Source organism: Parasphingomonas frigoris (assembly GCF_036663815.1).
Classification (GTDB): Bacteria; Pseudomonadota; Alphaproteobacteria; order Sphingomonadales; family Sphingomonadaceae; genus Sphingomonas.
In genome coordinates this window covers 94,625-112,244 of the sequence record NZ_JAXOJQ010000004.1, presented here as the reverse complement: position 1 = coordinate 112,244, position 17,620 = coordinate 94,625, and the positions used below count along the sequence as shown (strand labels likewise).

At 67.6% G+C, this 17,620-nt stretch carries 20 protein-coding genes and 1 other RNA gene; 13 read left to right on the top strand and 8 right to left on the bottom strand.

Annotated features, from left to right (window positions below; translation table 11 throughout):
* Window positions 1-68 precede the first annotated feature (68 nt).
* The 3 genes from U1872_RS15185 to U1872_RS15175 all read right to left on the bottom strand — a co-directional run bounded on the left by U1872_RS15185 (window position 69) and on the right by U1872_RS15175 (window position 2,987).
* Entirely contained in the window at window positions 69-497 is a 429-nt protein-coding gene (locus U1872_RS15185; protein WP_332793755.1) for an MAPEG family protein, read from the bottom strand.
* A 62-nt stretch (window positions 498-559) separates the two neighbouring features.
* Window positions 560-1,609 (bottom strand): 1,9-bis(guanidino)-5-aza-nonane synthase, encoded by a 1,050-nt coding sequence (locus U1872_RS15180; protein ID WP_332793754.1) that lies wholly within the window; start codon window positions 1,607-1,609, stop codon window positions 560-562.
* 142 nt (window positions 1,610-1,751) lie between these two features.
* Window positions 1,752-2,987, bottom strand: a complete 1,236-nt coding sequence (locus U1872_RS15175; protein ID WP_332793753.1) for a type III PLP-dependent enzyme — start codon at window positions 2,985-2,987, stop codon at window positions 1,752-1,754.
* Window positions 2,988-3,125: 138 nt separating this feature from the next.
* Between U1872_RS15175 and U1872_RS15170 the strand changes: the two genes are divergently transcribed.
* From U1872_RS15170 to U1872_RS15160, 3 genes are all read left to right on the top strand, one after another.
* Window positions 3,126-4,094 (top strand): threonine ammonia-lyase, encoded by a 969-nt coding sequence (locus U1872_RS15170; protein WP_332793752.1) that lies wholly within the window; start codon window positions 3,126-3,128, stop codon window positions 4,092-4,094.
* Between the two features lie 66 nt (window positions 4,095-4,160).
* Window positions 4,161-4,328, top strand: a complete 168-nt coding sequence (locus tag U1872_RS15165) for a hypothetical protein (RefSeq protein ID WP_332793751.1) — start codon at window positions 4,161-4,163, stop codon at window positions 4,326-4,328.
* Window positions 4,329-4,415: 87 nt separating this feature from the next.
* The gene (locus tag U1872_RS15160; RefSeq protein WP_332793750.1) at window positions 4,416-6,164 is read left to right on the top strand and encodes a chloride channel protein; all 1,749 of its coding nucleotides are present in this window, start codon (window positions 4,416-4,418) and stop codon (window positions 6,162-6,164) included.
* A 44-nt stretch (window positions 6,165-6,208) separates the two neighbouring features.
* On the opposite strand, the gene U1872_RS15155 is transcribed toward U1872_RS15160, so the two are convergent.
* On the bottom strand, window positions 6,209-6,865 hold the full coding sequence (locus U1872_RS15155) for an alpha/beta hydrolase (RefSeq protein WP_332793749.1): 657 nt from the start codon (window positions 6,863-6,865) through the stop codon (window positions 6,209-6,211).
* A 115-nt stretch (window positions 6,866-6,980) separates the two neighbouring features.
* Here U1872_RS15155 and U1872_RS15150 point away from each other — a divergent pair, with 115 nt between their 5' ends.
* The 8 genes from U1872_RS15150 (at window position 6,981) to U1872_RS15115 (ending at window position 12,378) form a co-directional block, all read left to right on the top strand.
* Window positions 6,981-8,066 (top strand): cysteine desulfurase family protein, encoded by a 1,086-nt coding sequence (locus U1872_RS15150; RefSeq protein WP_332793748.1) that lies wholly within the window; start codon window positions 6,981-6,983, stop codon window positions 8,064-8,066.
* Window positions 8,063-9,157 carry a cysteine desulfurase family protein gene (locus tag U1872_RS15145; RefSeq protein ID WP_332793747.1) on the top strand — a complete coding sequence of 365 codons (1,095 nt, stop codon included), beginning with the start codon at window positions 8,063-8,065 and terminating at the stop codon, window positions 9,155-9,157. The genes U1872_RS15150 and U1872_RS15145 overlap by 4 nt, the downstream gene beginning before the upstream one ends.
* Entirely contained in the window at window positions 9,154-9,486 is a 333-nt protein-coding gene (locus U1872_RS15140; RefSeq protein WP_332793746.1) for a 2Fe-2S iron-sulfur cluster-binding protein, read from the top strand. Before U1872_RS15145 ends, U1872_RS15140 begins: the two co-directional genes overlap by 4 nt.
* A gap of 45 nt (window positions 9,487-9,531) precedes the next feature.
* The gene (locus U1872_RS15135) at window positions 9,532-9,747 is read left to right on the top strand and encodes a hypothetical protein (protein WP_332793745.1); all 216 of its coding nucleotides are present in this window, start codon (window positions 9,532-9,534) and stop codon (window positions 9,745-9,747) included.
* A gap of 67 nt (window positions 9,748-9,814) precedes the next feature.
* Window positions 9,815-9,910: signal recognition particle sRNA small type (gene ffs / locus U1872_RS15130), an RNA gene on the top strand.
* A gap of 221 nt (window positions 9,911-10,131) precedes the next feature.
* Entirely contained in the window at window positions 10,132-11,784 is a 1,653-nt protein-coding gene (locus U1872_RS15125) for a DNA polymerase III subunit gamma/tau (protein WP_332793744.1), read from the top strand.
* Window positions 11,781-12,104, top strand: coding sequence for a YbaB/EbfC family nucleoid-associated protein (locus U1872_RS15120; RefSeq protein ID WP_332793743.1), 324 nt, complete (start codon window positions 11,781-11,783; stop codon window positions 12,102-12,104). Before U1872_RS15125 ends, U1872_RS15120 begins: the two co-directional genes overlap by 4 nt.
* Before the next feature lie 67 nt (window positions 12,105-12,171).
* Window positions 12,172-12,378 (top strand): hypothetical protein, encoded by a 207-nt coding sequence (locus U1872_RS15115; RefSeq protein ID WP_332793742.1) that lies wholly within the window; start codon window positions 12,172-12,174, stop codon window positions 12,376-12,378.
* Between the two features lies 1 nt (window position 12,379).
* Here U1872_RS15115 and mtgA read toward each other — a convergent pair whose 3' ends face one another.
* The 4 genes from mtgA to U1872_RS15095 are packed head-to-tail and all read right to left on the bottom strand — an operon-like array spanning window position 12,380 to window position 16,435.
* Window positions 12,380-13,126 carry a monofunctional biosynthetic peptidoglycan transglycosylase gene (gene mtgA / locus U1872_RS15110; protein ID WP_443025390.1) on the bottom strand — a complete coding sequence of 249 codons (747 nt, stop codon included), beginning with the start codon at window positions 13,124-13,126 and terminating at the stop codon, window positions 12,380-12,382.
* Window positions 13,127-13,149: 23 nt separating this feature from the next.
* A complete protein-coding gene (locus U1872_RS15105; protein WP_332793741.1) occupies window positions 13,150-14,517 on the bottom strand; it encodes a flavin monoamine oxidase family protein in 1,368 nt (455 codons plus the stop codon).
* 4 nt (window positions 14,518-14,521) lie between these two features.
* A complete protein-coding gene (gene rpoH / locus U1872_RS15100; protein ID WP_332793740.1) occupies window positions 14,522-15,427 on the bottom strand; it encodes an RNA polymerase sigma factor RpoH in 906 nt (301 codons plus the stop codon).
* A 57-nt stretch (window positions 15,428-15,484) separates the two neighbouring features.
* Window positions 15,485-16,435 carry an RluA family pseudouridine synthase gene (locus tag U1872_RS15095; protein ID WP_332793739.1) on the bottom strand — a complete coding sequence of 317 codons (951 nt, stop codon included), beginning with the start codon at window positions 16,433-16,435 and terminating at the stop codon, window positions 15,485-15,487.
* A 16-nt stretch (window positions 16,436-16,451) separates the two neighbouring features.
* Between U1872_RS15095 and U1872_RS15090 the strand changes: the two genes are divergently transcribed.
* Window positions 16,452-16,874 carry a M67 family metallopeptidase gene (locus U1872_RS15090; RefSeq protein ID WP_332793738.1) on the top strand — a complete coding sequence of 141 codons (423 nt, stop codon included), beginning with the start codon at window positions 16,452-16,454 and terminating at the stop codon, window positions 16,872-16,874.
* Between the two features lie 40 nt (window positions 16,875-16,914).
* Window positions 16,915-17,559, top strand: coding sequence for a histidine phosphotransferase family protein (locus tag U1872_RS15085; RefSeq protein ID WP_332793737.1), 645 nt, complete (start codon window positions 16,915-16,917; stop codon window positions 17,557-17,559).
* Window positions 17,560-17,620: the final 61 nt, after the last annotated feature.

Genomic DNA, 17,620 nt, shown 5'->3' with positions numbered 1-17,620 from the left:
CCGGCCTTCGCCGGGGAAGCGTAGAAGAAGGAGAGGGGCGTAGAATGAGGAGAGCCGCTTACCTCTCCTCAGTGGAACACCGCGATTGCCGCGTGCAGCGTCAGCGCCACCAGCGCGAGCGACGATCCCAGGAACAACGCGAACCGCACCGACACCTTGTTGACAGTCGCCTGCCAGACGCTGTGCGCGATCCGCAGCACGACATAGGCCCAGGCGATCCAGGCGTTGAAGCCGTTACCTGAGTCGGTCAGCGCAATGACCCCGCACACCGCGTAGAATAGCGTCGGCTGTTCCATCAGATGGTTGTGATTATGCGCGATCCATTGGACCTTGGGCGGCAGGCGGCCATCGGCATCGGCGGCCTTGGTGCCGACCAGCTTGGTGAGATCGACCCCCGAGGCCTTCATCGCCGGCAGCCGCGTGGCGAGCATCCAGCCGAGCATCACCAACGTCCAGGCGATCATCACCACGACCGGTTTCAGAATCTCGCTATGCATGAAAAAGCCTCCCCCAATTGCTCGGGGGAGGCTGCCTCACTTCGTTGCTGTTTGCAACGCGATCAGTCGAAGCTGGCGCCCCAGCGACGCTTGACGCGGTCCTTCCACAGGCCGCGGTGATAGGCGTCCGAGGCGAGGAGCGGCATCACCGAACCGGCTTCGGCGAACACCATCTGCTCGATCCCGGTGTTGACCTTGCCCCACGAGGCCGCCTCCTGCAGCGTCGAGGACGAGCAGGCACCGTCGCGCACGTCGGCAACCGTGATCTGCACGGCGTACTTGTGGACCTGAACGTCGTCGTGACCAAGGATTTCGGCACAGACGACCGTGTCCTGGATGAAGTTCTTCGGCACGCCGCCGCCGATCATCAGCAGCCCGGTGACGCCCGCCTTGATCTTGATGTCGGTCAGCTCGCGGAAATCGGCGATCGCGTCGAGCACCATGTACGGCTTGCCCTCCTTGGCGCGATCGACCTGGTGCTTGACCAGACCGAAGCCCGCCGACGAATCGACGAACGCCGGGCAGAAGATCGGCACGTCATGCTCGTAGGCGAGCTTGACGAGGCTGTTCTCCTTCTTGCCGTTCTCGACGAGATACTTGCCCATCTCGCGGATGAACTCGCGGCTCGAATAGGGCCGCGGTTCGAGCGAGTTGGCGATCTCGAGAATCGTGTGGTCGCAATCCTGGAGCTGCTCCTCGTCGATATAGGTGTCGTAGATCCGGTCGATCAGCAGCGAGCGCAGCGTGTCGTCGTCGGGCACTTCGAGCGCCTGGTAATGCTTGTGGCCAAGGCCTTCGAAGAAATCCATGTCGACGATCGACGCGCCGGTCGCGACGACGCCGTCGATCATGTTGTTGCGCAGCAGCTCGGCATAGAGATCCATGCAGCCGCCCGCCGAAGTCGAACCGGCGATGACGAGGAAGATCGAGCAATCCTTGTCGGCGAGCATCTGGTTGTAGATGTCGGTCGCGCGGCCGAGGTCGCGGCTGGTGAAGCTCATCTTCTTCATCGCGTCGACGATCGGGCGCGCGTCGAACTTGGTGATGTCGATATGCTCGACGGTGGTCGAGAGGAGCTCGGCCTTGCGGTTGGTGGTGGCGATGTCGTTCATCAAAGTCTCCATATTCCCCTCCCGCTTGCGGGAGGGGTTAGGGGAGGGCATGTCGACCCGCGTCCCCAATGATTACAGGCCCTCCCCCGACCCCTCCCGCAAGCGGGAGGGGAGGAGGTCAGGCGATAGTGCTTGTATCGTGTTACAGCGTGACGACGTTCGAAGCGACCTCTGGCTGCTCGTCGCCATACACCTCTTCGCCGTACAGCGACACCATCGGCTCGTCGTCGACGATCACCGTCTCGTCCGAACCAAAGCCGTTGAACGCGGTGCGCATCGCTGAACCATAAGCGCCGAGCATCCCGATCTCGAGATAGTCGCCGGCCTTCACGTCGGCGGGCAAATAGAACGGGCCCACCATATGGTCCATGTCGTCGCAGGTCGGGCCGTAGAAGCTGAACGGCATGTCCTTCGAACGGCTCTCGGGCTCGCGCAGCAGCTCGACCGGGAAACGCCAGCCGATATGCGCCGCATCGAACAGCGCGCCATAGGCGCCGTCGTTGATGAACAGCTCGTCGCCACGACGCTTTTCGACGCGCACCACGATCGAGCTATACTCGGCGCACAAAGCACGGCCGGGCTCGCACCACAGCTCCGACGAATAGCTGACCGGCAGCGATTCGAACGTGCGGTGGATCGTCTCGAAATAGCGCTCGAGCGGAGGCGGCTCCATCCCCGGATAGGAGGAGGGGAATCCACCGCCGACGTCGATCACGTCGACCGTCACCGCTGCGTCGACGATCGCCGCGCGGACACGCTCGAGCGCGTTCGAATAGGCTTCGGGCGTCATCGCTTGCGAACCGACATGGAAGCAGATGCCGAGCGCATCCGCGGCCTGGCGAGCGCGGAACAGCAGTTCCTTGGTCTCGCCCGGCGCCGCGCCGAACTTCGACGCGAGGCTCAGCTTGCTATGCTCCGACGAGACGCGGAGGCGGACGCACAGCGTCAGATCCTCGGCGCCATCGGTCGCATCGACGATCTTCTCGAGCTCTTCCACGCTGTCGAGAGAGAAGGTCTTCACGCCATGATCGAAATAGGCCGCACGAATCGCCTCGGGCGCCTTGACCGGGTGCATGAAGCACAGGGTCGCGCCCGGCAGCGTCGACGCAACCAGCCGCACCTCGGCGATCGACGCCACGTCATAATGCGTGATGCCATTGTCCCACAGGATCTTGAGCAGATCCGGAGACGGGTTCGCCTTGACCGCATACATCGAGCGACCCGGGAACTTCTCCGCGAAGAACCGGGCCGCACGCGCAGCAGCGTGCGGGCGAACGAGCGTTACCGGCTGAACCGGCTTCTGCTTAGCGATGTCGATGCCAGCAATGGCAGTCGAAGGGGTGGTCGCTAACCCCAGCGCGCGATGTAGATTGTGCAATTCAAGGGACCTCCAATGTCCGCAGACAAGTTCACGAAAACACTGCCTTGCGGTTGGAAGTCCCATGGGGCAGCGGATGGGCGAAATAGGGTCACGCTTTTGCAATGTAAAGCGGTTTTGGACCCCTGGAGATGACACGTGACAATTTTGAGACAACCGACGCGCGCAGGGGTGCGCGACGCCGCCGCCAAGGTCGCCGCGATCGTCCCGCCGACCCCACTATTCGTCGTGGATTTCCAAGGGATTGCGATCGCTTTCAAGGCCGAGTGTCTGCAACCGATCGGGGCTTTCAAGCTGCGCGGGGCGTGGCACCGATTGACCGCGATCGAGCCCGATTTTCGCGGGCGCGGCGTGGTGGCCTTCTCGTCGGGCAACCATGCGCAGGGAGTCGCCTGGGCAGCGCGCCGGCTGGGGATGCCGGCGACGATCGTGATGCCCGCCGATGCGCCCAAGGCGAAACGCGAGGGGACGCTGGCGCTGGGCGCCGAAGTGGTGAGCTACGACCGTGCGACCGAGAGCCGCGAGAAGATCGCCGCGCGACTCGCCGAGGCGCGGGGCGCGGTGCTGGTGCCGAGCTTCGACGATCCGTGGGTGATCGAGGGCCAGGGCAGCGCGGGGATCGAGGCGGCGGCGCAGATGGCGGCGGCGGGGCTGGGGAGCCCGACTTGCGTGGTCGTCCCGTGCGGTGGCGGGGGGCTCGCCGCTGGGCTTGCGCTGGCCTTGCCCGAGGCTGCCGTCACCGTGGTCGAGCCCGAGGGGTGGGACGACATGCGGCGCTCGCTCGAGGCCGGGTGGATCGAGCCGGTCGGCGAGTCGCCGCCGCCGACGGCGTGCGATGCGCTGCAGACGCTGCGGGTGTCGCCGCTCACCTTTGACGTGCTGTCGCGGCGTGGTGCGGCCGGGGTGGCGGTGAGCGAGCGCGAGACCCGCGCGGCGCAGCGCTGGGCGGCGGAACGGCTGCGATTGGTGGTCGAGCCGGGCGGTGCCGTCGCGCTGGCCGCGTTGCTCGCCGGCAAGGTGCGCGCCGAGCCGGGGTTGCTGGTGCTGCTGTCGGGTGGAAATGTCGATCTGGCGGCGTATGGCGCGGTACTGGCGGGGACCGACTGATCCTCCCCGGCACGGGGAGGATCAGCGACGGTCGACTTTGCGCGTGCGTTGAAGCTAGGGTCGGGCATGACTGCGCTCGAAGGCCTCGCCCCCGCCATCGCCATGCTTGCCGCGTTCGCCTGCCTGATCGGCGGCGGCGTGCTGATTGCCAAGCGGCAGAATGTCCGCAAGGGCGTGCTGATGCTGGTGATGGCCGCGGTGCTGGTCGGCAACGTGGTGATCTGGACGTTGTAGTGCGCTGGGGTAGCGCACTGGGGTAGCGCGCTGGCACCCGCGGCAGCGTCGCGCTAGAGGCGCGACTTCCTAACGGTCGGACCGCCTTTGTCTCTTTCTCGCCGCCTGATTCTTCCTTGGGCCTGGGCTCGTCGGCGTCTCCGCTCGAGCGAAGCCGCGTTCATCCTGCTGGCAGTGCTGGTTGGCGGCGCGGCGGGGCTGGGCAGCATCGTGCTCGGCGCGATCGCGCGCACGCTGCAGCATGTCCTGTTCGCGGTGCCGCACGCTGCGCGGCTGAGCGGGATCGGCGCGATGCCGACCTTGGCGCTGTTCGCGCTCCCGCTTGGCGGGGTCGTTCTGGCGCTCTTCTCGTGGGCGACGCACGCGCGCAAGCGGCGGATGATCGACGCGGTCGAGGCGAACGCCTTGCATGGCGGGCGCATGTCGATGCCCGACAGTCTGGTGATCTCGGGGCAGACGGTGTTGTCGAACGGCTTCGGCGCCTCGGTCGGGCTCGAGGCGGCCTATGCGCAGATCGGCGGGGCACTCGCCGCGCTCGCCGGCGGCGCGATGCGCTTGCGTCGCGCCGATCTGCGCAATCTCGTCGGCGCCGGCTCGGGTGCCGCGATCGCCGCGGCGTTCGGCGCGCCGCTGGCGGGCGCCTTCTACGCGTTCGAGATCGTCATCGGCGCCTATACGCCCTCGGCGATCGCGCCGGTCGCCGCGGCGGCGATCACCGCGGTGTTCGTGTCGCAGGCCTTCGGTATCCAGCCTTATGTCATAGAGACCGTGTCGGGCGCGGTGACCGAGACGCACCATTATCTGATCTACGCGGTGCTCGGCATCGTGTGCGCCGCCCTGGGAATCGCGCTGATGCGCGCGGTGGCTCTGGTCGAGGCGGGGCTGCGCCGTGCTGCGGTGCCCGATTGGTCACGGCCGGTGCTGGGCGGGCTGCTGCTGATGCCGATCGCCGCGGTATCGCCGCAAATCCTGTCCGCGGGGCATGGCGCGCTGCACATGGATCTCGCGGAAGGGATCTCGCTCGGCTTTCTCGCGACGATCCTGCTCGCGAAATGCGCCGCGTCGATCGTCTCGCTCGGGTTCGGCTTTCGCGGCGGGCTGTTCTTCGCCTCGCTGTTCGTGGGGACGTTGGTCGGGCATCTCTTCGCGGGCTGTTTGAACGCTGCGGTCGGGTTCGAGGTGATCGATCCGCACAATGCGGCGCTGGTCGGAATGGCCGCGCTTGCGGTGGCGATCGTCGGTGCGCCGATGACGATGGCGATGCTGGTGCTCGAGGCGACGCACGATTTCTCGCTGACCGGCGCGGTGCTGGCGGCGTCGCTCGTCTCGTCGACGGTGGTGCGCGAGACGTTCGGCTACAGCTTCTCGACATGGCGGCTACATCTGCGCGGCGAGACCATCAAGAGCGCGCGCGACATCGGCTGGGTGCGCAGCCTGACCGCCGGGCGGATGATGCGGCGCGAGCCTGCGGCGACACTCGCGAGCACGACGATCGCCGTATTCCGCCGCCAATTCCCGCTCGGCGCGACAAGCCGCGTCGTGCTTGCAGACGAGGCCGGGCGCTATGCCGGGATCGCGCAGGTGCCGACCGCTTATGCCGAAACGCTCGATCCGGCGGCAGCGGTGGGGAGCATCGCGATCCATCGCGACGCGGCGCTCGCGCCCGACATGGATATTGCAGCGGTGATGCAGCGCTTCGATGCGTCGGGCGCCGATGAACTGGCGGTGCTCGATGCCGAGCGGCATGTGCTGGGGCTGCTCTCGGAAGGTTTCGTCCGGCGGCGCTATGCCGAAGAGCTCGACAAGGCGCAGCGCGCGTTGTTCGGCGAAACCTGAGAAGGTGGCACCCGCCGCCTTGAAGCGACGGGTGCCGGAGTCGATCAGCGAATCGGCGAGTTCGGGTCGAGCCGCATGTCGAGATACTTGTCCACGCTGCCCATCAGCTGCGGCATTTCATGCTCGAAGAAATGGTTCGCCTTGGGGATCGTGTCGTGGTGGATCGTGATGTGCTTCTGCGTGCGCAGCTTGTCGACGAGCTTCTGCGTCGCGAGCGGCGGCGAGACCTCGTCATTCTCGGCCTGGATGATGATTCCGCTCGCCGGGCACGGCGCGAGGAAGGTGAAGTCGTACATATTCGCCGGCGGCGCGACCGAGATGAAGCCGCGGATCTCCGGGCGGCGCATAAGCAGCTGCATGCCGATCCACGCGCCGAAGCTGACGCCGGCGATCCAGGTGGTCTGCGCCTCGGCGTGGAAGCTCTGCACCCAGTCGAGCGCCGACGCCGCGTCGGACAGCTCGCCCACGCCGTTGTCGAAGGTGCCCTGGCTCTTGCCGACGCCGCGGAAGTTGAAGCGCAGCGTCGCGAAGCCACGGCGCTGGAAGGTCTTGTAGAGCTCCATCACGATGTGGTTGTTCATCGTGCCGCCGGCCTGCGGATGTGGGTGCAGGATCATCGCGACAGGTGCGCGCGGGCGGGGTCCGGGGGCGAAACGACCTTCGAGGCGACCATCGGGGCCGGGAAAAATGACTTCTGGCATCGGACCTGCTGACTGTAGAATGTGAGGCGCGGCCCGTGGGATATGGGCGCGGGGACGTTGTGGGCTATATAGGCAAAGTCCCGCTTTTCGCAATCATAACGGAGCCGACCCGCTTTTGACCGACCGTCCCACTTCCCGCCTGTATCTTGATCATGCCGCGACGACGCCGCTGCTGCCCGCCGCGATCGCCGCGATGGAGGCCGGGATGCGCGGTTGGGCGAACCCGTCCTCGCCGCATGCCGAGGGGCGTGCGGCACGCGCCGCGCTCGAGGCGGCACGCCGGGCGATCGCGTCGGCTTATGGCTGGAGCGGCGAGACGATCCTGACGAGCGGGGGGAGCGAAGCGCTGGGGATCGCGCTCGGGCGGAGCGTGGCGGAGCGGCGGTTGATCTCGGCGGTCGAGCATGACGCGGTGATTCGCGCGGGCGGCGATGCGGGCGTTCTGCCGGTCGACGAGACGGGGTTGCTCGATCTTGCCGCGCTCGAGGCGGCGCTCAGTGGCGCGCGGGCGATCGTCGGCGTGCAATGGTGCAACAGCGAAACCGGCGTGCGCCAGCCGATCGGGGAGATTGCGGCGATCGTCCACGCTGCGGGAGCGCTGTTGCTCGTCGACGGCGCGCAAATGCCGGCGAGCGCCGCCGCTGACGTGGTCGCGCATGCGGATTTTCTGGCGATATCGGCGCACAAGCGCGGTGGCCCGCCGGGGATCGGAGCGCTGCTGGTCCGCGACATCGCGACGCTCGTGCCGACCGGGGGGCAGGAGCGCGGCTATCGCGGCGGGACCGAGAATGTGCCCGCCGCGCTCGGCTTCGCCGCTGCGCTCGCCGAAGCGGAGGACGTCGCGGCGATGCTGCCACTGCGCGCGAAGCTCGACGACGCGATCGTTCGTTCGGGCGGGCAGGTGGTCGCGGCCGATGCGCCGCGGCATCCCGCGATCGGCGCGTATCGCATGCCGGGGTTGGCGGCGGCGACGCAGCTGATCCGCTTCGACATGGCGGGAATCGCGGTGTCGGCGGGGAGTGCGTGCTCGTCGGGGAGCATGAAGCCGAGCCATGTGCTCGGCGCGATGGGGTGGAGCGTCGAGGGGGCGCGCGAGGTGGTCCGCGTCAGCTTCGGGCGCTCGACCAGCGAGGCGGACGTCGATCGCTTCATCGCCGAGTGGCGCGGCGTCGTCCGCTCGGCGCGCGTGTTCGCGGCATGATCTACCTCGATTATCAGGCGACGACGCCACTCGCGCCCGAGGCGCTCGATGCGATGCTGCCGTGGCTGCGCGACCAGCATGCGAACCCGCACTCGACCCATGCCGCCGGGCGCAAGGCCAAAGCGGCGGTCGAACATGCCCGCGCGCAGATTGCCGCGCTGCTGCCGCCGGGGGGCAGGGTCGCCTTCACCAGCGGCGCGACCGAGGCGCTCAACTGGGCTATCAAGGGGACGAGCGGTGCGATCGTCACGCTCGCGACCGAACATGCCGCCGTGCTCGACACGGTGCGCGCGAGCGGACGGCCGGTGACGATCCTTCCGGTTGGCCGCGATGGCCTGGTCGATCTCGATGTGGCCGAGGCGGCAATCGTTCCCGGCGTCGGGCTCGTCGCAGCGATGCTGGTCAATAACGAGATCGGCGTGGTTCAGTCGACCTTCACGCTCGCCAACATGGCACGCGGGGTCGGCGCGCGTTTCCTGTGCGATGCGGTGCAGGGGGCGGGACGAATCCACATGTACGATGGTTTCGATCTGGTCGCGATTTCGGCGCACAAGATTCATGGGCCCAAGGGTATCGGCGCGCTGTTCGTTCGCGATGGCGTCGAGCTTGGTACCTTGCTGCACGGCGGAGGGCAGGAAGCCTTGGGGCGCTCGGGGACGCTGTCGCCCGCGCTCTGTGCCGGGTTCGGGGTGGCCGCGGCGCTGATGGCGGGGGAGTATCCGGGGTATCATGCGCACGTCGCGGCGCTGTGGCAGCTCGCGGTCGCGCGTTTGGGCGGGGACTGGCACATCAACGGGTCGACCGAGCAGCGCTATCACGGCAACCTCAACATCCGCCGCGACGGGCTCGACGTGGCGCGGCTGATGTCCGAGCTGCGCGACATTGCCTTCTCGGCGGGGTCGGCCTGTGCGAGCGGTTCGGGGCGGTCGAGCCACGTGCTGCGCGCGATCGGGCTCAGCGAGGCGCAGGCACGCTCGAGCATCCGGCTCGGCTTCGGGCGCTACACGACCGAGGCTGAACTGACCGAAGCGATCGACCGGATCATGGCGGCGGCCGACGCGCAACATATCGCAGGGGGGATCGCGGCATGACGCGTGTGACGTTCATCGGGGTCGACGGCACGCTGCGCGAGGTCGTCGCCCAGCCCGGCGAGCGCCTGCTCGAGGTCGCGCAGGCGGACGGCCAGCCGCTCGAGGGCACGTGCGAGGGGCAGATGGCCTGCTCGACCTGCCACGTTATCGTCGCGGCGGAGGATTTCGCCAATTTGCCGCCGCCGAGCGAGGATGAGGAGGACATGCTCGACCTCGCCGCGGGCGCCACGCGCACCAGCCGGCTGGCCTGCCAGATCCTGCTAACGGCTGATTTACATCACTTAACTGTGCGCATTCCGGGTGAAGTGCGGAACATGCAGGGGCGTTGATCATTCCGCCTCCGTACCCCTTCGGTACGCACCAGGAGATTTTCAATGAAGCTTGCAGCCCTGCTCTCGGCCGGCCTGATCGCCGCCGCCGCCCTCGTTCCGGCGACCGCCAGCGCGCAGCAGAACCGCCACGACCGCGTCGTGACGCGCACCGTCCACACCGAGCGTCAGGGCGGCTATCGCAACCACACGCGTCGCGTCTGCAAGGTGACGTATCGCCACCATAAGCGCATCCGCACCTGCCGCACCGTGCGCCGCTAAGCGCCCATAGCGAAGGCCCGCCGATAAAGCGGGCTTGATCCCGCCGCCCGACCCCGCCATATGCGCTGCGGGAGTCGGGCGGACGTGGTCGTCGCCAACCTGGTCAGATCCGGAAGGAAGCAGCCACAACGATTTCGCCCCGGGTCGTTCCGGCTCCCACCACGCAGCCGCGCAAAGCTGCACCGCAGGTGCAGCCAGCTACCGCTGCAAGCGCGGCCGGCGGCGTCATCAGCGCCGTCCGACGACACGGCTTCGCCGGGTCGCTCCCCACGACACGTAATTACCTACCCGGCCGAAGGCGCGCCGCGTCGCGAGCGTTTCTGCCTGCCGACGGCCCAACACAACCCTTCGACTTACGCGCTTCGCCGCGCTAGACCGTCCGCAATGTCCGACTCCTTCGATCTCGACCTTCCCACCACCGCCTCGAAGGACGCCTACCGCGTCCTCGCGCGCAAATATCGACCGCAGACCTTCGGCGAGCTGATCGGCCAGGATGCGATGGTCACTACGCTCGGCAATGCGATCCGGCGCGGGCGCCTCGCGCATGCCTTCCTCCTGACCGGCGTGCGCGGCGTCGGCAAGACCTCGACCGCGCGATTGCTGGCGAAGGCGCTCAACTGCATCGGGCCCGACGGAACTGGCGGCCCGACGATCGACCCGTGCGGCGTGTGCGAGCCGTGCGTCGGGATCGCCGAGGGGCGGCATATCGACGTGATCGAGATGGACGCCGCGAGCCATACCGGCGTCGACGACATGCGCGCGGTGATCGATGCGTCGCGGATGACGGCGTTCGTCGCGCGCTACAAGATCTACATCATCGACGAAGTCCACATGCTGTCGAAGAACGCGTTCAACGCGCTCTTGAAGACGCTCGAGGAGCCGGCCGAGGGCGTGAAGTTCGTGCTCGCGACGACCGAGGTCAACAAGGTGCCAGTGACGGTGCTGTCGCGCTGCCAGCGCTTCGATCTGCGGCGCATCCCGGCCGAGAAGCTCGCCGAGCATTTCGCGCGGGTGTCGAAGGCCGAGGGCGTCGAGGCCGAGCCAGAGGCGCTCGGCCTGATCGCACGCGCGGCCGAAGGGTCGGCGCGCGACGGCCTGTCGATCCTCGATCAGGCGATCGCGCATGCCGACATGGAGGGCGGGGCGGTGAGTGCTGCCGCGGTGCGCGACATGCTCGGCCTGTCCGATCGCGGTGCAATCCGTGACCTGATGGCGCTGCTGCTGGCGAGCGACGGCGTCGGTGCGCTCGCGGCGCTTCGGCGGCAGTATGATCTCGGCGTCGATCCGCTCGGCGTGCTGCGCGGGCTGCTCGAGACGGTCCACGCGACGACGCTGGTGAAACTGGGTGCCACGCAGGAAGCGGGGCAGGCGACCGAGGAGCGCGAGGCGCTGGTCAGCTGGGCCGAGACGCTGTCGTTCGCGGTGCTCCACCGGCTGTGGCAGTTGTTGCTCAAGGGGCATGACGAGGTCGCCCGCGCCGCGATGCCGATCGAGGCGTGCGAGATGGCGCTGCTGCGGCTGGTCCATGCCTCGAGCCTGCCCGATCCCGGCGAACTCGCGCGGATGATCGCGGCGGGTGCGCCGATGATGGCGGCACCCGTTCAGCAATCCGCCGCGGCGCCGTCGCAGGCGCCCGCCGCCGAAGCGCCGCTGCCGAGCACTATCGAGGGCATCGTCGCAGCACTCGAAAATGCCGGCGAACTCGCGCTCGCGTCACGCGTGGTGCACCATGCCAGCGTGATCAGCATCGTCGAGACCGAGCTGGTGCTGAGCGGCGCGCGGCCGCTGCCGGCCGATCTCGTCGGCGATCTCGGCGCGGGGCTCAAGCAGGTCACGCAGCGCAACTGGAAGATCACCACCTCGCCCAAAACCGGCGCACCGACGTTGCGCGAGGCCGAAGCCGCCCAATATGAGAGTTTCAAGGCCAGCATATTGGCAAGCCCGATGATCCACGCGGCGCTCACCGCCTTTCCCGGCGCCGAGCTGCCCGAGATCGAAATCAAGAGCTTGCTCGAAAAGAGGAGACATACCGCATGAAGAGCATCGAAGACATCATGGCGATGGCGCAGAACGTCCAGGCCGAACTCACCAAGGCGCAGGACGGGCTCGACAAGATCGAGGTCGAGGGCGCGGCCGGCGGCGGGCTGGTCAAGGTCCGCGCCACGGCCAAGGGGCGCATCATCGGCATCGAGATCGACCCGTCGCTGCTCCAGCCGAGCGAGAAGCAGATGGTCGAGGATCTCGTCGTCGCCGCCTTCAACGACGCCAAGGCCAAGGCCGATGCCGCGTCGGGCGCCGAGATGGCCAAGATGACCAGCGGCATCCCGCTCCCGCCGGGGTTCAAGCTGCCGTTCTGATCGCCCTGCCAAACGGAACGTTTGCCAGCGCATGATGTTGGTCCTCCAGGGAAAACAGGAGGGTCACATGGTCGACGTTACCGAGCCGCCGGAGACCGGCGTGATCGAGCGCCGCGCCGGCGGCGGGGCGGTGGTCGCGATCGGCCTGATCCTGGTCGTCGCGATCATCGTCGGCGCATTCTATCTGACGAACCGCCGCCCCGACGCCGCCGTCCACGCCGATCCGGTCGCGGGTGCGACCGACAAGCCCGCAGCCCGCGGGGCGGCCCAATAGCCTAGCGCAAGCAGGCATCCAGCCCGTCGTTGCGGACCACGCCCACCCGCCGGGCGATCGTGTTGCCGTGGCGGCGGGTGAAGCCGCGCGGCGCGACGGCGGCGCGCTTCTTGGGCAACGGCAGCACCGCGGCGATGCGCCCCGCCTCGTCGGGCGACAGATGCGCCGCATCGTGGCCGAAATAGCGCTGCGACGCGGCATCGACGCCGTAGGTGCCGATCCCCGTCTCGGCGACGTTGAGATAGACCTCCATGATCCGCCGCTTGCCCCAGATCGTCTCGATCAGCACGGTGAAATAGGCTTCGAGCGCCTTGCGGACATAGCCGCCGCCCTGGATCAGGAAGACGTTCTTGGCGGTCTGCTGGCTGATCGTCGAGCCGCCGCGGATCCGCCCGCCGCGTGCGTTGCGGGCATAAGCGGTCTCGATCGCGGCGATGTCGAAGCCGTGATGCGCGCAGAAGCGCGAATCCTCGCCCGCAATTGCCGCGCGCGCCATGTTGCGGTCGATCTGCGACAGCGGGCGCCAATTTTTGTCGATGCCGTGCCCGCCGAGCGCATCGCCGATCATCGTCAGCGTGATCGGCGGCGGGACGAAGCGATAGAGCACCACCATCACGACCGACAGCAGCAGGAAGGCGAGGACGAGCCGCACGATCCAGCCGATCAGGCGGCGCACGATGCCGCGCCGCCGTATCGGCTTGCGCTGGTGGGGAAGGGGGCCGGCACGGCTTTGCCTGAGATCGCTCATGGGCGACTCTTAGGGCGCGCTGGTCAGCGCTGTCCACCACGTGCGGCAAGCACCGCGGCCGCGGCGGCGGTTCCGGTCGCATAGGCGCCGTGCGCGGTCGAGAAATCGTGCGGCGAACAGGCCTCGCCGGCGAAGAACAGGCGATCGTCGACCGGCGCGGCAAGCACCGCGCGTTGCGCCGCCGCACCGACGCGCGCGTGCGAATAGCTGCCGTGGATGTGCGCGGCGTGGCGCCAGCGGGTGCGGCCGAGCAGGGTCAGCCGCGCGCGCCAGTCGCTACCGAGCAGCGCGACCAGTTCCGTGATCGCGAAGTCGGCGGCGGCGCGGTCGCCCTTCGCTTCGAGCAGTTCGGCGCAGTCGCCGCCGAGGAAGCATTCGATCAAAGGCCAGCCGAACGGCGCCAGGCGGTAGGAGGCGGTGCAGGCGCTGTGCGGATTGCCGATGAGATGCCCGCCGCGTGGCAGTTCGTCGCTCGCCACCTGCAGGAAGATCTTGTCGGCGAGGCCGAGCGGCAGGTCGGCCGCGGCGGCGTGCTTGGCGGGCAAGGGCGGGTCGAACACGATCGTCTCGCGGGCGAGCGCGGTGGTGGGGACGGCGATGATGACGTGGCGGGTTTCGATCGTCCCGCGGTCGGTCTCGATCCGCAGCGTCGTGCCGCGATGATCGATGCGCGAGACGACAGTGTTCAACTGGATCGGCAGGCCGTCCGCGTGGCGCGCGACGAGCGTGCCATAGCCTTGCTCGACCGCCCAATTGTCGTCGGTGGCGGCATCCTCATAGGCTGCCCAGTCGTGGAGCGAGACGTCGGACAGGGGCGCGCCGTTGGCATAGCCCGAGATCGCATCGATCATCGGGCGCCATGGGTCGTCGGGGGCGATGAAATCGCCGAGGGAGCGGTCGGGGCCGGCGAGGGCGGCGTGAGCTGCCGCGTTCCAGCGCTCCCAGGCTTGGTGAGAGGCGTGCTGTTCGTCGAGCGGGAAGCCGAGGTCGCGCCATTGGCTGCCCCAGTTGGACGGGCTGCGGTCGACCTTGAGGTCGTGCTGTTCGGCGAGGGTTGTCCACGGGTTGCGCTTGGCTGAGTGGAGCCAGCCGCATCCGAAGTCGACGACGACGGTCTCCACCTCGCGCTTCCCCAGCGAAGGCCGGGGCCCAGTCGTGGCGTCCAATGAGGTAGGGTGCAGCGCCCGGCCATCACCACCTTCGCTACTGGGCCCCGGCCTTCGCCGGGGAAGCGCGAGTGGGGGGAGGTCGAGCGCTACGCTATGCGCACGGCCACCGATTCGGTCGCCGGCCTCGACCAGCAAGACTTCGAGCCCCGCATCGTGCAACACCCGCCCGGCGGCGATCCCCGCAGCGCCGGCACCGACGATCACGACATCGGCACCGGCCACGCGCTTACGCCGCGACGAGCATCCGGTTGTCGCCGGCGATCCGCATCATCGCCTTCTGCAACTTCTCGAAAGCGCGCACTTCGATCTGGCGGACGCGCTCGCGCGACACGCCATAGACTTGCGACAGCTCCTCGAGCGTCTTGGGCTCGTCGGTCAGGCGACGCTCGGTCAGGATGAACTGCTCGCGCTCGTTGAGATCCTCCATCGCCGCGGTCAGCATCGAGTGGCGGACGTCCGCCTCCTGCGCCTCGGCGACGACGGTGTCCTGCAGCGGCGCATCGTCCTGCAGCCAATCCTGCCACTGGCCGTCGCCATCCTCGCGCATCGGCACGTTGAGCGAGGTGTCGCCGCCCATCGCCATGCGGCGGTTCATGCTGGTCACCTCGGCCTCGGTCACGCCGAGGTCCTTGGCGATCTTGGCGAGATGCTCAGGGCTGAGATCGCCATCCTCGAACGCGTCGAGCTTGGACTTCATCCGGCGCAGGTTGAAGAACAGCTTCTTCTGCGCCGCCGTGGTGCCCATCTTCACGAGGCTCCACGAGCGCAGGATGAATTCCTGGATCGAGGCGCGGATCCACCACATCGCATAGGTGGCAAGCCGGAAGCCGCGATCGGCTTCGAACTTCTTCACGCCCTGCATCAGGCCGATATTGCCTTCCGAGATCAACTCGCTGACCGGCAGGCCATAGCCGCGATAGCCCATCGCGATCTTCGCCACGAGGCGGAGATGCGACGTCACGAGCTGGGCTGCGGCATCGGTGTCGCCATGCTCCTCGAAGCGCTTGGCGAGCATATATTCCTGCTCGGGCGCGAGGATCGGGAATTTCTTGATCTCGGAGAGGTAGCGATTGAGGCTCGCTTCGCCGCCAAGGGCGGGGATCGTCGCGGGGACGTTGCTGCGGGCTGCCATGATCGTGTCTCCCTTTAATAGGTCGGGTGCCGTGAAACGCGGACGCCAGGCCGAATGCTATACCAAGAGGGCGCTGAACAGTTCCTGCATGTCGGCAGGCATTTCGCTGTCGAACGCCAAAGCGTTACTATTCATAGGATGAATGAACCCCAAACGGGCGGCGTGCAACGCCTGCCGTCGGAAACCCAAGGTTTCCAGAACAGCTTTGTGGCCTTGCTTTGTTCTACCGTAAACCGGGTCGCCGAGCAAGGGGTGCCCGAGCGAGGCCATATGGACGCGCACCTGGTGCGTGCGTCCGGTCTCCAGTCGACATTCCACCAATGCGCCCCCGTTCAACCGCTCTAGCGTAGTATAGTGCGTAACGGCCCGCTTCCCGCCCGGAACGATCGCAATTTTCTTGCGGTTCGACGGCGAGCGCGCGAGCGGAGCGTCGACCGATCCAGCGGTCGGGGTCGGGCGACCCGACACGATTGCCTTGTAGCGCCGGTCGATCGTATGGTCGTGAAACTGCCTGGCGAGCCCCTCATGCGCCCGGTCGGTCTTGGCCGCGACCATCAGGCCCGACGTGTCCTTGTCGATCCGGTGGACGATCCCCGGCCGCGCGACGCCGCCGATGCCCGACAGATTGCCCGCGCAATGATGCAGCAGCGCGTTGACCAGCGTCCCGTCGGCATTGCCTGCGGCAGGATGAACGACCAGTCCGGCCTGCTTGTCGATCACGATGAGATGCTCGTCCTCGAACACGACGTTCAGCGCGATGTCCTGCGCGGCGTTGGTCGAGGGGGTGGGGGCGGGGACGTCGACACGGTAGACGCCGCCGGGGATCGCCTTGCTCGACGGGTCGCTGACGCACTTTCCGCGCGGATCGGTCACCGCGCCGCCGGCGATCAGCGCCTTCAGCCGTTCGCGCGACACCTCGGGCAACGCATCGGCCAAGGCACGATCGAGCCGCAGCCCCTGCGCCTTTTCGGATACCTGTGCTTCGATGGTGGCAACCCCCCGGTTCATGCTCTAGAATCTGGGTATGGCAGTCGAAATTTCAAGCACTCTGCTGGCGAGACTGCTAACCGAGGCCCGTTCGTCGCCCGACGAGGAGCTGTGCGGGCTGCTGTTCGGCACCGCCGATGTGATCGCCACCGCCGAGCGCTGCGCCAACGTCGCGCCCGACCCATCGCGTTTTTTCGAGATCGACCCGGCCGCCCTGTTCGCGGCGCACCGCGCTGCCCGCAACGGCGGCCCGACGCTGATCGGCCATTATCATTCGCATCCCGCGGGCACGCCGGTCCCCTCGGCGCAGGATGCCCGCTGGTCGCTCGGCGATGACGCCTTGTGGTTGATCGTCACAGCGGAGGAAGCACGATTGTGGCGGTCCGCCGCGCCCGGACAGTTCGTTTCGGTGGCGTTGCAAAGCACAGCCGATGCTTGCGCCCGCCGCCGCGCACCCTAAGAAGAAGCCCACCCGTCGTGACCCGAAAGCCGAATATCCGATGACGATGACCTCCGTCGATTTCGCGAGCCTGCTCTGCTCGCGCCTGTGCCACGACCTGCTCAGCCCGGTCGGTGCGCTCAACAACGGGCTCGAACTGCTCTCCGACGAACATGATCCCGAGATGCGCGCCCGCTGCCTCGAATTGCTCGCTGAAAGCGCCAAGGCATCGGCCAACAAGCTGAAATTCTTTCGCCTGGCGTTCGGCGCGGCGGGCGGTTTCGGCGAGACCGTCGATTCGCGCGAGGCGCGTGCCGCGATCGAAGGGCTGTTCGGCGACGGGCACAAGGTCACGCTCGGCTGGATGGTCGAGGACGCGACTTTGCCCAAGCCGGCGATCAAGGTTCTGCTCAACCTCGCGTTGATCGCCGGTGACGCGCTGGTCCGGGGCGGGCAGCTCGACGTCGGCGCCGAGAGCGCCGACGGCCAGGTCGAGATCGTCGTGCGCGCCACCGGGCCGCGCATCGTGCTCGACGGCGAAATGCGCGCCGCGCTCACCGGGACGCAGGGGCAAGCGGTCATCACCCCGCGCGCGGCGGCCGCCTATCTCGTCCAGGCGCTGGTCGCCGAGGGCGGCGGCACGGTGCAAGTGTCCGATCCGGGCGAGCCGGTGTTGCTGTTCGGGGCGGCGCTGAAGTCCGGCTGACCGGTCGGTCTACACCGGCCCTTAACCATTTCGGGTCAAGGTCGTCCATGCCGTTCCGCGG